At 58.0% G+C, this 12,643-nt stretch carries 11 protein-coding genes and 1 pseudogene; 2 read left to right on the forward strand and 10 right to left on the reverse strand.

The window, feature by feature from the left end; translation table 11 throughout:
- A pseudogene (locus AC6I6H_RS17815) lies at positions 1–657 on the forward strand (collagen-like protein); the annotation flags it as partial.
- Positions 658–755: 98 nt separating this feature from the next.
- On the opposite strand, the gene AC6I6H_RS17820 reads toward AC6I6H_RS17815, so the two are convergent.
- From AC6I6H_RS17820 to AC6I6H_RS17830, 3 genes are all read right to left on the reverse strand, one after another.
- Positions 756–1,427 carry a 4'-phosphopantetheinyl transferase family protein gene (locus tag AC6I6H_RS17820; protein ID WP_497955349.1) on the reverse strand — a complete coding sequence of 224 codons (672 nt, stop codon included), beginning with the start codon at positions 1,425–1,427 and terminating at the stop codon, positions 756–758.
- A gap of 399 nt (positions 1,428–1,826) precedes the next feature.
- Positions 1,827–2,594: an SDR family NAD(P)-dependent oxidoreductase gene (locus AC6I6H_RS17825; protein ID WP_497955350.1), complete on the reverse strand. Its 768-nt coding sequence runs from the start codon at positions 2,592–2,594 to the stop codon at positions 1,827–1,829.
- 193 nt (positions 2,595–2,787) lie between these two features.
- Positions 2,788–4,116 (reverse strand): hemolysin family protein, encoded by a 1,329-nt coding sequence (locus AC6I6H_RS17830; RefSeq protein WP_497955351.1) that lies wholly within the window; start codon positions 4,114–4,116, stop codon positions 2,788–2,790.
- Between the two features lie 311 nt (positions 4,117–4,427).
- On the opposite strand from AC6I6H_RS17830, the gene AC6I6H_RS17835 reads away from it, so the two are divergent.
- Entirely contained in the window at positions 4,428–5,057 is a 630-nt protein-coding gene (locus tag AC6I6H_RS17835) for a DUF1054 family protein (protein WP_497955352.1), read from the forward strand.
- A 268-nt stretch (positions 5,058–5,325) separates the two neighbouring features.
- Here AC6I6H_RS17835 and AC6I6H_RS17840 read toward each other — a convergent pair whose 3' ends face one another.
- From AC6I6H_RS17840 to AC6I6H_RS17870, 7 genes are all read right to left on the reverse strand, one after another.
- Positions 5,326–6,156 carry an alpha/beta fold hydrolase gene (locus AC6I6H_RS17840; protein ID WP_497955353.1) on the reverse strand — a complete coding sequence of 277 codons (831 nt, stop codon included), beginning with the start codon at positions 6,154–6,156 and terminating at the stop codon, positions 5,326–5,328.
- A 311-nt stretch (positions 6,157–6,467) separates the two neighbouring features.
- Positions 6,468–7,910: a DNA-binding protein gene (locus AC6I6H_RS17845; RefSeq protein WP_497955354.1), complete on the reverse strand. Its 1,443-nt coding sequence runs from the start codon at positions 7,908–7,910 to the stop codon at positions 6,468–6,470.
- A 301-nt stretch (positions 7,911–8,211) separates the two neighbouring features.
- Entirely contained in the window at positions 8,212–8,661 is a 450-nt protein-coding gene (locus AC6I6H_RS17850) for an Hsp20/alpha crystallin family protein (RefSeq protein ID WP_497955355.1), read from the reverse strand.
- 213 nt (positions 8,662–8,874) lie between these two features.
- Complete coding sequence (locus AC6I6H_RS17855; protein ID WP_497955356.1) at positions 8,875–9,273, reverse strand: VOC family protein; 399 nt, start codon at positions 9,271–9,273, stop codon at positions 8,875–8,877.
- Positions 9,274–9,364: 91 nt separating this feature from the next.
- Positions 9,365–10,099, reverse strand: a complete 735-nt coding sequence (locus tag AC6I6H_RS17860; protein ID WP_497955357.1) for a YjgB family protein — start codon at positions 10,097–10,099, stop codon at positions 9,365–9,367.
- Positions 10,100–10,354: 255 nt separating this feature from the next.
- Complete coding sequence (gene ssuE / locus AC6I6H_RS17865) at positions 10,355–10,918, reverse strand: NADPH-dependent FMN reductase (RefSeq protein WP_497955358.1); 564 nt, start codon at positions 10,916–10,918, stop codon at positions 10,355–10,357.
- Positions 10,919–11,014: 96 nt separating this feature from the next.
- The gene (locus AC6I6H_RS17870) at positions 11,015–12,088 is read right to left on the reverse strand and encodes an LLM class flavin-dependent oxidoreductase (RefSeq protein WP_497955359.1); all 1,074 of its coding nucleotides are present in this window, start codon (positions 12,086–12,088) and stop codon (positions 11,015–11,017) included.
- Positions 12,089–12,643: the final 555 nt, after the last annotated feature.

Here is a 12,643-nt window from a genome sequence, read left to right on the forward strand (position 1 = left end):
ACGGGCGCCACCGGCGCTTCCGGCGCTACGGGGGCCACCGGCGCTCCCGGCGCTACAGGGGCCACCGGCGCACCCGGCGCTACCGGCGCCACCGGCGCTACGGGCGCACCCGGCGCTGCTGGCGACCCGGGTGCCACCGGCGCTACCGGTGCCACGGGCGCCGCAGGGGCGACCGTGCTTGCAGAGGGCTTCTCGGCTTTCCTGCCGACCTTCTCCACAGCCGCCAGCACGCAGCTTACCGGCTTTTTGGTGGCCCCTCCTTACTTCACTACTCCCAACTTCAACCCGACCACGGGGATTTACACCGTTCCCGCAACGGGACGCTATAACATCGAGGCGACAGTTAACTTCAGCACCACAGCGGCGATCACAATCTCTCTTGGTGCAGGTGTCGACCCCGCCCTGGAGGTGCGCCGCCTTACTCCGACGCCGACCGACCTGATTTCGGGCTTCTTCCCCATCCTGAACGTCAACGTGGCCCTGGTGCTTACCTTGCGGGCTATTCTCGGAAACGGCACGGTGACGCTTGCCGGCGAAGTGGAGCTGAATGCCGGGGATACCATCGGCTTGTTCTACGAAGCCAGCGGCTTGACCATCCCGCTGAACATTGGCGGCGGCGGCCCGGGCAGCGTCTGGTCGATCAATCGCTTGACGTAACGCTTTTCATATTCCGGTTCTCTTCCTGACCCTACGCGCCTGTTCGCGCCAAACAACCCTTCGGCAAAAACCGAAGGGTTGTTTTTTAGCGGAGATTCCTATTCCAACCCCTCCAGACTGATCTCCGCAAGCTCCAGCCCGTCCAACGGCTCCAGCGCGCATACCGCGAGCCGGTAGTTCCCTCCAAAGCGCATGGCCCGCACGGAAAAAGGAGATTCCGGAACCAGCCGGACCCGTCCCTCCTGTTCCACCTCCACCGCAAAGGAATGCAGCGGAAGCGACAACCCCTTTCCCACCGCCTTGATATAGCTCTCCTTGCAGGTCCACAAAAGGTAAAAGCGCTCCAGCCGTTCGGCCTCCGGCAAACGAAGCAGCTCCTCCGCCTCGGAAGGCGCAAAAAAACGGCGGGCAATCTCCATTCGTGCTTCGCCTATCTCTTCGATGTCCACGCCAACCTGCGCTTGCGAAAAGGCCGCAACGACCCAGCAGCCGGAATGGGAAAGGTTAAAGCATTCTCCCCCGCCGCCCGCCAGCTCCGGCTTTCCATAGGCGTTGTAGGAAAAAGCGATTTCCGCGCCGCTCATCCCGTACTTGTCCCCCAGCCGTTTGCGCAGAAGCCATTCCCCCGCCACGCAGCGGAGCGCATCCTCCCTCCTGCGGAACCGCGCCGCTTTATCGCGCCGCTCGGGCGACACCCGCGCCAGCATGCGTTCATACTTTTCCTCCGTCAGCGCCGGGTCGATCCGCAGCGCCCACACCTCGACCGTCATTTCTGTTTCCCCCGTCCGCTCCCGTCTTCCTGCGCAAGCCGCCCCCGGCTTTCCGACAGAAAAGCTCCGATCTGCCTTTCCGATACTTCCAATTACTTACAGTCTACCACAAACCGGCATAAAGAAGTGCCCAAGAAGTAAAAGAAAGAGTGTGCCCCCAAACGGCCATTTCTTTCCCGCAACCCTGCGCTTGGGCCGCAGACGAACAGCGTCAGCGACTTTTTCCGAACCGCATACCTTTTGGACCTATAAAAAACGCCCCCCAGCCTTCCGTTTTCCCGATCAGGTCTCCCTGCTCGAGCCCGGATGGCCCAAGGGACGTTTTCCTTCCCGCTTTAGCCGGACGCGCCCGGGAAGAGATTCCGAAACGGGTCTCCCCGCGGGCGCAGCCCCTTCCCTTTACTGATCAAACATCCCGCCGTCTACCGTATACAACGAGCCAGTAACATAAGACGCATCGTCGGACAGCAAAAAATTCATCACCGCCGCCACCTCTTCCGGCTCCCCGTAGCGGCCCATCGGGATCGTAGCCTCGTTCGACTCCCGGAAAATATCCGGGTTGCCCGAATGCTCGGCCATCCGCCGCATCATCGCCGTGTTGATCGGACCCGGAAGCACTGCGTTGACCCGGATGCCGTAGGGCGTCGTTTCATTGGCGGCCGTCCGGGTAAGCCCCACGACGGCATGCTTGGACATGATGTAAGGGGCCAGATTAGGAGAACCCATGACGCCGGACAAAGAAGACGTGTTGAGGATGGCGCCGGACTTTTGCTTTTTCATCACGGGGATCACATAATGCATGCCGAGAAAAACGCCGCGCACATTGACCTGATACACCCGGTCGAACGCCTGCACGTCCTGCTCTTCAATCAGGCCCGACGGTCCTTCGATCCCGGCGTTATTGGCAAAATAATCGAGGGTGCCAAAGCGCTCGACGGCTTGGCGGACATAGCTTTGCACGTCTTCTTCCTTGGAAACGTCCGCCGCCGCCAGCAAACATTGGGCATCCGTCAGCCCCAGCTCCGTCCGGACCTTTTGCAGCTCCTCTTCCTTTAAATCCACCAGCACCAGATTCAGCTTCCGTTCCGCCAGCCGTTTCGCCAGCGCTTGTCCGATGCCGCCCGCCGCTCCCGTGATCACGGCCGTTTTGGTTTTCGCCTGTTCCATCTGAGTCAAGCCCTCCTTTTTGCTTCTAGGCTTGCCCAAGGCAGCGGGCTTTACTCTCCGGGCGGGGCGTCTCCTTTTGCCGGTCCCGTTAACCGCTATGCCCGCAAACCAAAAAGCCGGCTTGCGGAGAACCGGCGTGCCGGCCTACCGCAAAACGGCTGTTCAGGTAAAGGTTCGTTTGTTGCCGCCTTCTTTATTCTTCGTTCGGAGAAGCGGCCGATTCCCGCTCGGGGATGGTGATTCTCACCTTGCTGATCCGCTTCTGGTCAACCTCCTGCACCTGGAATACCTGGTCTGCGTACTCCACAACCGGGTTTTCGCCGCGCTGCGGGAAGCGGCCCAGCTGACCGATCAAAAATCCGCTCAGCGTATCGTATTCCTCCAGCGGGAATTCGATTTCGAGAATATCCTTCAGCACGCGCAGGCTCATCGTCCCGCTTGCCAGATAGGTCCGCTCGTCAAGCTTCTCGAATTCCTTTTCCTCTTCGTCGTATTCGTCGAAGATGTTGCCGACGATTTCCTCCAGCAGATCCTCGATGGTGACGATTCCGGCGGTGCCGCCGTATTCATCGACCGCTACGGCCATGTGCACCTTGTTCAGCTGCAGTTCTTTAAACAGCTCGTCGGTGCGCTTGAAGGTGGGGATAAAATAAGGCGTGCGGATCAGCTCTTTCAGGCTGAACGCCTGGCTGTTCTCCCGATCCAGGTAGGGCAGCAGGTCTTTGACATGCAGAATGCCCACTACGGCGTCGATGTTTTTCTCGTAAACGGGAAAACGGGTGTACTGCTCGAAGTTGATCAGCTTGGCCAGCTCCGGCAGCGTCATGTCGAGCGGCAGCGCCACTACATTTTTACGGTGGGTCATGATGTCGGAAACCGTTTTATTGTCAAACTCAAAAATGTTGTTGATCATCATCCGCTCGGCTTCCTGGATGGTTCCGTTCTCGTTGCCGACCTCCACCATCATGCGGATTTCCTCTTCGGTCACTTCTTCCGTGTTCTCGTTGGGGTCAACCCCGAACATGCGGACCAGAATATTGGTGGAGCCGGTCAGCAGCTTGACGAACGGAGAGGTAATCTTGGAGAGCAAGGTTAGCGGAGTAGCGGCCATCATGGCGATCGCTTCGGACTTCTTCATCGCCACGCGTTTCGGAACGAGCTCGCCCAGCACGAGCGTAAAGTAAGACAGAATCAGCGTAATCACGACGACGGACAGCGTGTGCAGCAAGGATTCCGAAAGGGGAACCCCCATGGCCACAAGAGCGCCCGCCAGTTCGCCCGCAAAGCTTTCGGCGGCAAAGGCACTCGCCAGAAAACCGGCGAGGGTGATGCCGATTTGGATGGTAGCCAAGAAACGGCTCGGTTCGCTCAAAAGGGATTGCAACAATTTCGCTTTTTTGTGGCCCGCTTCGGCCATCGCTTTGACTTTATTGTCATTCAGCGAAATCAGCGCGATTTCGGATGCCGCAAAAAAAGCATTCAAAACAATGAGTACGATCAAAACCAATATACCGGTTAACAAGTTGTTTCATCCTCCGTTAGTTATTGCATGAGTTTTTTATGAATCCTAAAGCGTCCACCCGGGACAAACTCAATTGCGGGGATAAAACCTTGTTTTTCCGCCGATTGCGGTTTGATGCCAAACCCATTGCTTTTTGGTACTGTCGCCCGTTTCCCCCGGCTCATCGTCCATTGTCTTCGCCACCTCCTTTTGGGTATAAAGATTACTTTATATTATATACGGACCCTTCGGAACATGGCAAATCTGCATAAGCCTGATTGTTGGATCGGGCCGTTTTTTAAAAAACCAAGCGAACGGAGAGCCGAGCGGACATGCTTTTTACCGGATTTGACGAAAAAGATTTTGAGGTGTTTCTTGTGGAAGGGCTGGAGGAACGCATGAAGGCGCTCGCCGGCCGGCTGCAGCCGAAATTCGCCGCGCTTGGGGAAGACCTGGCGCCCGAGCTTCGCGACATCACCGGAAGCGAAATGTTCGTCCACGTCGCCAGGCACGCGAGACGGACCGCCAACCCGCCCGCCGACAGCTGGGTGGCGTTTGCCGCCAACAAGCGGGGCTACAAAATGCTGCCCCATTTCCAGCTTGCGGTCTGGCCGACCCATGCTTTGATCCAATGGGGAATGATCTACGAAGCGCCCGGCAAGGCGGCGTTTGCCGGCCGGCTCCTCGAACGGCTGAACGAGGTGCGTTCCGCAATCCCCGACGGCTACCACTGGTACAGGGACCACACCAAGCCGGAAGGAACGCCGCTCGCCAAGCTCACGGACGAGGAACTGGAGGAGCTGATCCTGCGGCTGCGCCACAACAAAAACGGCGAGCTGATGGTCGGCCTCCCGCTCCCCAAAGCGGAGGCCGTACGGATGGCGCCGGAACGCTTCGAGGAGCTGGCGCGGGACACCTGGCGGAAGCTGGCCTTTTTGCACCGCCTGGCCACCGGAGAATAGGCCCGGGCGGGCGCGGGGATGCGGGGGCTTCTGCGGCCTAGCCCCCGGCCTGCTCTCTCCGCCCGATTAGCAGCAAAATTTATCGCTAATTCGGGGCGCCTCGTCAAAAGGCCGCTGTTTTTATAGCGCCAGCCAAAATTAGTGCGGTTTTTTAGCGCTATTTCCGGGGAAATGTTTCTCTTGGCAAAATAGCGCGTTTTTTCGTTCTTGTTGCACGACAAGGCGAATTTGGCTAACACGAAACAGCGCCCCCGTCCCCCTTATCTTTTCAAGCCAGCTCGATAAACCGCAAAATTTCCGCGTTAACCTTGTCCCGCTGCTCGTAGAAAAGCGCGTGCCCGCTGAACTCCAGCCAGACCAGCCGGCTGTTCGGAATCAGCTGTTTTTGCGCTGCGCCGAGGGCCGGGTAGCAGACCTTGTCGTGAATGCCGTGAAGAACGAGTGTCGGCACCTGGACGCGGGGCAAATCCGCGAACAGCGTTTCGTCCCGGAACGTCCGGGCTACCTCCGCCGTGGCGAAGCCGGCGGCTTCGAGCCCGATGTCGAAAAACCACTGCTTCAGCGAATCCGATACATTTTGGAAAAAGAACAGCGCTTCCAGCCCCTTCAGCATGCCCGGCCGGTCGTTCAGCGTCTGATCGACCAGCTCGGTCACCGCCTCTTTGGTCTGCCCGTAAGGAAAATTCGGCTGCTGCGTCAGGCTGGGCGGCGTCGCGCCGAGCAAAACAAGGCGGGACACCCCATGCCCGTTGTGACGGCTCATGTACCTGACGGAGCAGCCACCCCCGAAGGAGTGGCCGACGAGGGTCAGATCGCGGAGCCCCAGCGTGTCGATGACCGCGCGGATGTCGTCGGCCATCCGGTCGTAGCTGTAATCTCCCCAAGGTTTATCCGACTTGCCGAAGCCCCGCAGGTCGATGCCGATACACCGGCAGCCCCGGGCGGCAAGCACGTTGTACTGGTATTCAAACACCCGGCTGCTGAGCGGCCAACCGTGCACAAATAAAAGCGTCGGGCCGCCCGTACCTTTTTCTCCGTGCGGGTTGACGTCCTTCACGTAAAGCTTTACATCGGACGCCGCCTTGACATAGTACCCCATGGAAATCTCCTCTCCCCTTGCCTTTTGATTCAAGATACGCAGCCATGGGAGGATGGGTGAACGCCCAAGGAGTTGTTCGTTTTCCTGCAATACTCGATCCACCGAAAAAAAACGCGGCAACCGCTCCGGCAGAAAACCGGAAAACGATCGCCGCATCGGCAATGTTTCTTCTTTGGAACGGCCCTTTGCGAGAACCGCCTCCAAGACCCGCTTTAAACCCGTTTGCTCAGCTTCCCGCTCCATGGTCAGCCAGAGTCGAGATTCCTCCCGTCGAAGGTCCGGCAGGTTGGAAGAAGGCACCGCCTGCCAAGCTAATCGTAACGACGAAGAGCAGCGACAGCGTTATTTTCCGCATGGGTAATCACCCCCTCCATTATGGTCTCGTATTGCGTTAGCTGTTCATCCGTCGCCTGCCGGCGCACCTTCTCGAACCAGGCCGTGCAGGCTACGGTAAAATCCGGTTTGTTCAGGGCGATGTAAAGGCGCAGGGCTTGCAGCAAACAGCCGATGCCCTCCTCGGCCCTTCCTTGGCCGATTGAATAGAGGGCCCATTGAAAAAACAGGTTTCCCCGGCGCTCCACCATAAAATAGTTGGGGTACACCCCGTCTTCCTCCTGGCTTCCTTGCTTCCATTCCGCCAGATAAGCCGCAAAATGGTCCAGCTCCCGGTCCACGTTTCGGCCATGCCAATTCGCTGCTTTCAGAATGGTCGTCAGACCGGACAACACCTCGGACGGGTTTCCGTCCAGCAAGGCTACGTAATCGGGCAGCGCCTCAAAACGGCCCAGCAAGAGCTGGAGATTGAGCCGGTTGGCGTGTGCAAACATGCGGAACCGCTCGACTTCTTTCCTTCCCTCCTCATCCAGATCCGGAAAACCGCTCAAATCCTCATAGAAGGGAATATACGTCAGAGCCTGCTCAAAACATCCTTGTCTTTCCAGCGCATTTCCCTGAAACAAAAAACTTTGTCCGAAGTATTTGACCAGGGGTCGTTCCATTCCCGGAGCGGGGACGTTCTTCTTCCGCCCGGTTCCCTGCCGCTGCCGCAGAAAGCTAACGGCCACGGTATGCATCTCGTTGGAAACCGTCTTTACGTTCTCCCATTCCTGCAGCGTGTAATACACGTTCGTTAAATGCAGCAGAGCGTCGAGTTGGTACTCCTCCGGCAGGCGGTTCCGGTAGGGTGCAAACTGCAGCGCCGCTTCCTTGTTCGCCTCCAGATTCAAGCCGATCCGTGTCCGAAAAAGCCGGTACTGGCTCACCGCCATGCGTTCCGAATGCTGCTTGATTTCATTTTCCACCACGCATTCATAGAACGGCACCGCTTCTTTCCGCTGCCCCGACTCATACAACTCTTCCCCAAGCGCAAAAATCTCATGGAGCCGGTTCGGCTCCTCCATCACCTTGAACAGCACCGGCTTCACCAGGTCCATCCGGTTCAGCTCGATGCAGCGAAGCAAAAACGCTTTGATGCGTCTCCAATGAATCTGCCCGCCGTGGAAGCATTCCTCCACGTACTCCCGGTACAGCCAGTCCGGAGGCATCGACAGAGCCTGTCCGATTTGCTCCAGCAGAGCGATCGGGATTGCTTTCGGGGGATACCGGTTAAAAACGGCGCTGAGCGACCCCCGGTTAATGCTGTGCAGCTTGGAGAAGCTGCCCAGCGTATGGCCTTGCTTCTCGATTTCTTCCACGATGAGGGCTCTTATTCTCTGCTCCGCCTCTTGTTGAACAGGCTCGCAAAAGATTGCCATCCCAATCCTCCTTGTTGCCGCAAAAAGATCCTATCCGCATTGTTCTATATGTAATAAACTGTTATCTATATGAAATTATAACACTGTTAATCCTTGGGAACAATAGACTGGATTTGGCTTTTTGGTGGCAAAGAAAAACTCTGCTCCCTAAGCGGCTCGTCTTACGGCAGCTGTCGGTGGGAACAGAGTTATAAAGTTAGGTTGCTACTCGGATGCGGCTTGTCGTCTGAATGATGTTCAAAGTAAGAGAATCAGGAGAGAAATTTGTGTTCTCTATCGCTATATCCCTCACACTGAACCGTTACTCCCCGTCGATTTCGATCCGGCGCTTGTCGGGGACGGGGGTTTGCCGTTTCGGCACCTCCAGGGTGAGCAGGCCGTTTTTCAGGGAGGCTTTGATGCCCTCCTCCTCGATGTCCTGGACATAGAAGCGGCGGACGTATTCGCCGTAACGGCGTTCCCGGCGAACGATTTGCTGCTTGTCGTTTTCGGTGTTTTCTTCTTCCTTGCGAACGGCCTTGATTGTCAAATAGGGGCTGGCATAGTCGATGTCGATGTCATTCTTGCGGAAGCCCGGCAGCTCGGCTTCTACCACGTACGCTTTGTCCGTTTCGCGGATGTCCGTGCGGAAGGACAACGTGGCGCTGCGCATGGGCGCGAAGAAATCGTCGCCAAACCAATCCTGAAACGACTTCGCCAGCTGGCCAAACCCATCTTCCCGGCTTTTTCCAAACGGTACCAGACCAAACATCTTCCATTCTCCTTTCTTTGACTTTGACCTTGTTTGACCTTACGGTTTCATTATAGTCCGCTCCCCAAAAAGCTTCAAAACCGGTTATTCTCCGAAAACCGCCGTTTTCGGCCGTTATCCGCCAGTAGGCAAAGAAAAAAAGGCCAAACAAAATATTTGACCTTTTTTGACCTTATTGCTTCCAATTTCGTCGTTTCCGGTTTTCGGCAAGGGTTATGATTCGCTGGGCGCTTTTGCAAAAGCGATCAGATTGCCGTCAAAATCGGCGCAATACGCGGCGTAATCGCCCCAGCCCCGGACCTTGCCGGCGCTGATTTCCGCGGCGCCTGCCGCAAGAGCCCGGGCGAAGTAAACGTCCGGCTCGTCGACATACAGGTAAAGCTCGCATCGGGGCGCATCCCCCAGACTGTTCGGATTGGCGACGCGGTTTTCCAGCACGCGGACGATGCCGTCGCCCGGCATGATACCCAGCTTGGTCCGCTCTCCGATGCGAAATTCCGTCATGCCGGGCGCATCCAGCACCGGAGCCGTACCCAAAACCGTTTGGTAGAATTGCTTTGCTCTTTCGGGTTCTTTGGTGTACACCACAAACAATACCGTTTCAATCGTCATGATGGGTCAACTTTCCTTCCCGTCCGGCAACCAACCCGGCAGGTCCGCCTTTTTGCCTTCCCGCTTGTAACGGGAGAGCTTCTTTCCGCCGTCAGCCTGCCATGTTGTTCCGCCCCACTTTGCCGGGCGCATAAACGGAAATGTGATCGACCTTGCCTTTTGATTCCGGAATAATGAATTTTAATTGAAACTCCTCGTTAACTTGATAAATGTAAATCTTATCGTCCCCATTTTCCGTGACATCGTCCGCTTTGCCAAGTGTTTTCTCGATCTGGGCGAGCGTCAGCTGCTGCAGCTCCGGGGCGCTGGACCGGACGTCGTAAATTTGGCTTCCTTTGTTAAAGCCGAAAACCGCGTTGTGGCTTTTGTAGGTGGCGTATATGCCTTTGCCCGCGGTTTCCTGCAGGTCCGCTTCGCCCCAGGCTTCCATTACTTCGTCGATCTGGCCGGTATGCGCGTCGAACGGGATGCCCGGCACCGCGCCCTGCTTTGCCTGATCACGCAGGTTCTGCAAAAGGGCGGCGGCGTCCGAAGGCCCGGCGCTTGCGGCTGGCGCAGGCGAAGAAGCGGAGGCTGGAGCGGAGGCCGACGGGGCGGGCGAACCCTCCGGCGAGCCCGTGGCGGTTGCCGTGGCTTGTCCGCCACCGGGCACTGCGCTGGCTGCCGAAGACGGGGACGGGGACGGATCGGCTGAAGCCGAAGCGGTCGGCGCCGGTGCGGTCGAGGCGGACTCGTCCGCCTCCTGCCCGCTGCTGCACGCCGCAAGCGCAAGAACACTGGCGGAAAACAGAATGGTGTATGCAAAAGTCCGGGTACGTTTGTTCATGGGGTAAGGTCCTCCTGTATCGCTTGTTGGGGATTACCCCTAATAAACGATACAACCCGGAGGAAAGTTGCTGAACGGGCGGGCGGCCGGTTTCCCTGTCCGCTCCGGGGGGCTTTTTGCAACGGCCCGCACTCTGCATTCCGGCGGTTCCATCACCGGCAGCCTTGCGGAATCGGCAGCCCGGCAGTCCGCCCCAAAAGAACAACCCCCGGCGCCCGCCGCAACAGAGCAACTCCAAAAGCCGAACGCTCCGCCTTAAGCCTGCTCCGGAATCTGCTTCGGCGCCTTTTCGCCGCCAAGCGCCGCCAGCAAAAGCTCCAGCCGCTTGAGGTGCCGCACGCGAACCTCCTCCTGCAGCTCCAGCTCCCGCCCGTCGTTCCAGCTCACCTGCGTATCCAGCACGAACATCCCCGTCAAAATCTGGTTCGATCCCAACACGGACAAAAGCGGCTTCAGCGCATAATCCAGCGTCAAATGATGCGCCAGCGTTCCGCCCATGGCGATGGGCAGGCACACTTTGTTCTCCAGGCCTTTTTGCGGAAGAAGATCGAGAAACGCCTTCAGGATGCCCGTGTAGGACGCTTTGTAGACAGGGGTCGCCACGATGACGCCGTCCGCTTCGGCCACCCGGGCGTTCGCTTCCTGAATCGCCGGGCTGTCGAAGCGGGCGTGCAGCAGATCCTCGGCCGGCAGATCACGCGCCCGGATGTGGAGGACGCGCTGTCCTTTTTGCTCCAGGTAGGAAACGGTGTGCTTCAGCAGGCCGTCAAGCCGCGAGGAAGCGGAGGGGCTGCCGGAGATGATCACGATGTTGGACATATGCTTTTCCTCTCCTTTTTTTTGCCGGATGGTTGAGTTTGGGACAAAATGACGCCTTGCGCGTTCGGGGTTCCCCCGCTTGCAGCCGTCCTGCTTCTACCGCTCCCCGCCGCGCAGCCGGGGCAGCACCCGCTCGCCGAAAAAGCGCAGGTCTCCCTCATAATCGGGGAAGGTGAGCATCATCCCGTCCAGGTCGGCCGTCTCGATAATCGCGCGGATTTGGTCCGCGATCTCATCCGCATCGCCTGTCAGCGTCGTGTTCATGAAGACGTTTTTGGCCCTTGCCACCATGGCGTTTTCACGCCCGTCAGGCTCCAAGCCGTAGCTGCGCATCAGCCCCGCGATGGCTCCCGCGTCCGCCCCTTCCTGGTAGCGGCGCTTTCGTTCCTCCGCCGTGACGCCGTCCAGATCGGGCACGATGCTGAACATCGCGTAGGTTTTCACCGTCGTGTTCTTTTGCGCCGCGAGCTCCTTTGCCCGATGGCTCACGCGCATCAGGTCCTCGCGGTCGCGACCGCCGACAAAGCAGGCGTCGCCCGCCTCGATGGCAAACCCCATGCCCTTGTCGGACGCGCCCGCGCAAATGATTGCCGGACGCGGCTGCTGCACGGGCTTCGGTTTCGACACGCAGTCCTTCAGCTCGTAAAACGCCCCTTTGTGCGTCACCTTTTCTTCGGTCCATAGGCGTTTCACCACGTGCATCCATTCGGCCGCCAGATCGTAGCGCGCGTCATGGTCCAGGTCCTCGGGCCACATGCCCATCTGCGCAAACTCGCCTTCGTACGAGCCCGAAACGATGTTCATCCCCGCCCGGCCGCCGCTGATGTGGTCGAGGGTGGCGAACATTTTGGCCGCGACCGCCGGATGATACAAAAGCGTGTGCACCGTCGCATAAATGCGGACGCGGGACGTCGCCTCCGCCAGCGCAGCCATCAGGGTCATCGACTCCAGGGAGGTGCCCCAATGATCGGTTGCGCCCCCATAGCCGCGCCATTTGGCCATCGACATGATAAAGTCCAGGCCAAGCTCTTCGGCCAGCACGGCGGCCGCCCGGTTTTGCTTGTAGCTGGCATCCAGCCGCGGAGCCGTCTCCGAGATGATCCAGCCGCCGTTTGCGATCGGCAAAAACACGCCAAAATCGATGCTCCGGTAATCGACTTTTTTGCTCATAGCCGGTATCCTTTCCTTTGCGAAAATCTCTCCTAGCTTCTCTCTCCATTTAACCCGTAACCGGCGGCAAAATCAAACGGTGCATCGGCCTCCCGAGCAAAAAACAACCCGCCCCCCCTTTGCCGGGCGGCTTCGTCAAGCTCTGCAAACAAGGCAACAAAATAAGACTTATTGACATTGGCGATTGCGTTTGGGCAGAAAAAGCAGCTGCATTTGGACAGAGGTCTCTTGGAGGGAGTCGGAGAAAGCGGCATTCTGCAAACCGCCGGACCAACTGGGCTTTATTTGGCTATCGACAGTCACAATCTAATTGTAGAAGGGGACCTTCATTTTACTTTGAAGACGGGTAGGCTTGCTTGTATATGCGGCGATCGCAACCGGGTTGCAGGAGGAAGCTATCATGCAAAAAAGGAGGCTGGAGGGCTGCACGCTATCCCTCACAGTTACGGTCCCCCGCCCAGCGAATGCCGCAACGAAGCCCGATAGGTTTGAAAAATGCAAATATGCATCATTTAACGCACCAAATGGAGTAACGGAGTGGAGAATCCTGCGTTT

The organism is Gorillibacterium sp. sgz306347, from assembly GCF_059735245.1.

Bases quoted from the DNA above. Each gene is read 5' to 3' on its own strand.
- AC6I6H_RS17820 (WP_497955349.1), bottom strand. From the start codon at position 1,427: ATGACGGTCGAGGTGTGGGCGCTGCGGATCGACCCGGCGCTGACGGAG.
- AC6I6H_RS17825 (WP_497955350.1), bottom strand. From the start codon at position 2,594: ATGGAACAGGCGAAAACCAAAACGGCCGTGATCACGGGAGCGGCGGGC.
- AC6I6H_RS17835 (WP_497955352.1), top strand. From the start codon at position 4,428: ATGCTTTTTACCGGATTTGACGAAAAAGATTTTGAGGTGTTTCTTGTG.
- AC6I6H_RS17840 (WP_497955353.1), bottom strand. From the start codon at position 6,156: ATGGGGTACTATGTCAAGGCGGCGTCCGATGTAAAGCTTTACGTGAAG.
- AC6I6H_RS17845 (WP_497955354.1), bottom strand. From the start codon at position 7,910: ATGGCAATCTTTTGCGAGCCTGTTCAACAAGAGGCGGAGCAGAGAATA.
- AC6I6H_RS17850 (WP_497955355.1), bottom strand. From the start codon at position 8,661: ATGTTTGGTCTGGTACCGTTTGGAAAAAGCCGGGAAGATGGGTTTGGC.
- AC6I6H_RS17855 (WP_497955356.1), bottom strand. From the start codon at position 9,273: ATGACGATTGAAACGGTATTGTTTGTGGTGTACACCAAAGAACCCGAA.
- AC6I6H_RS17860 (WP_497955357.1), bottom strand. From the start codon at position 10,099: ATGAACAAACGTACCCGGACTTTTGCATACACCATTCTGTTTTCCGCC.
- ssuE (WP_497955358.1), bottom strand. From the start codon at position 10,918: ATGTCCAACATCGTGATCATCTCCGGCAGCCCCTCCGCTTCCTCGCGG.
- AC6I6H_RS17870 (WP_497955359.1), bottom strand. From the start codon at position 12,088: ATGAGCAAAAAAGTCGATTACCGGAGCATCGATTTTGGCGTGTTTTTG.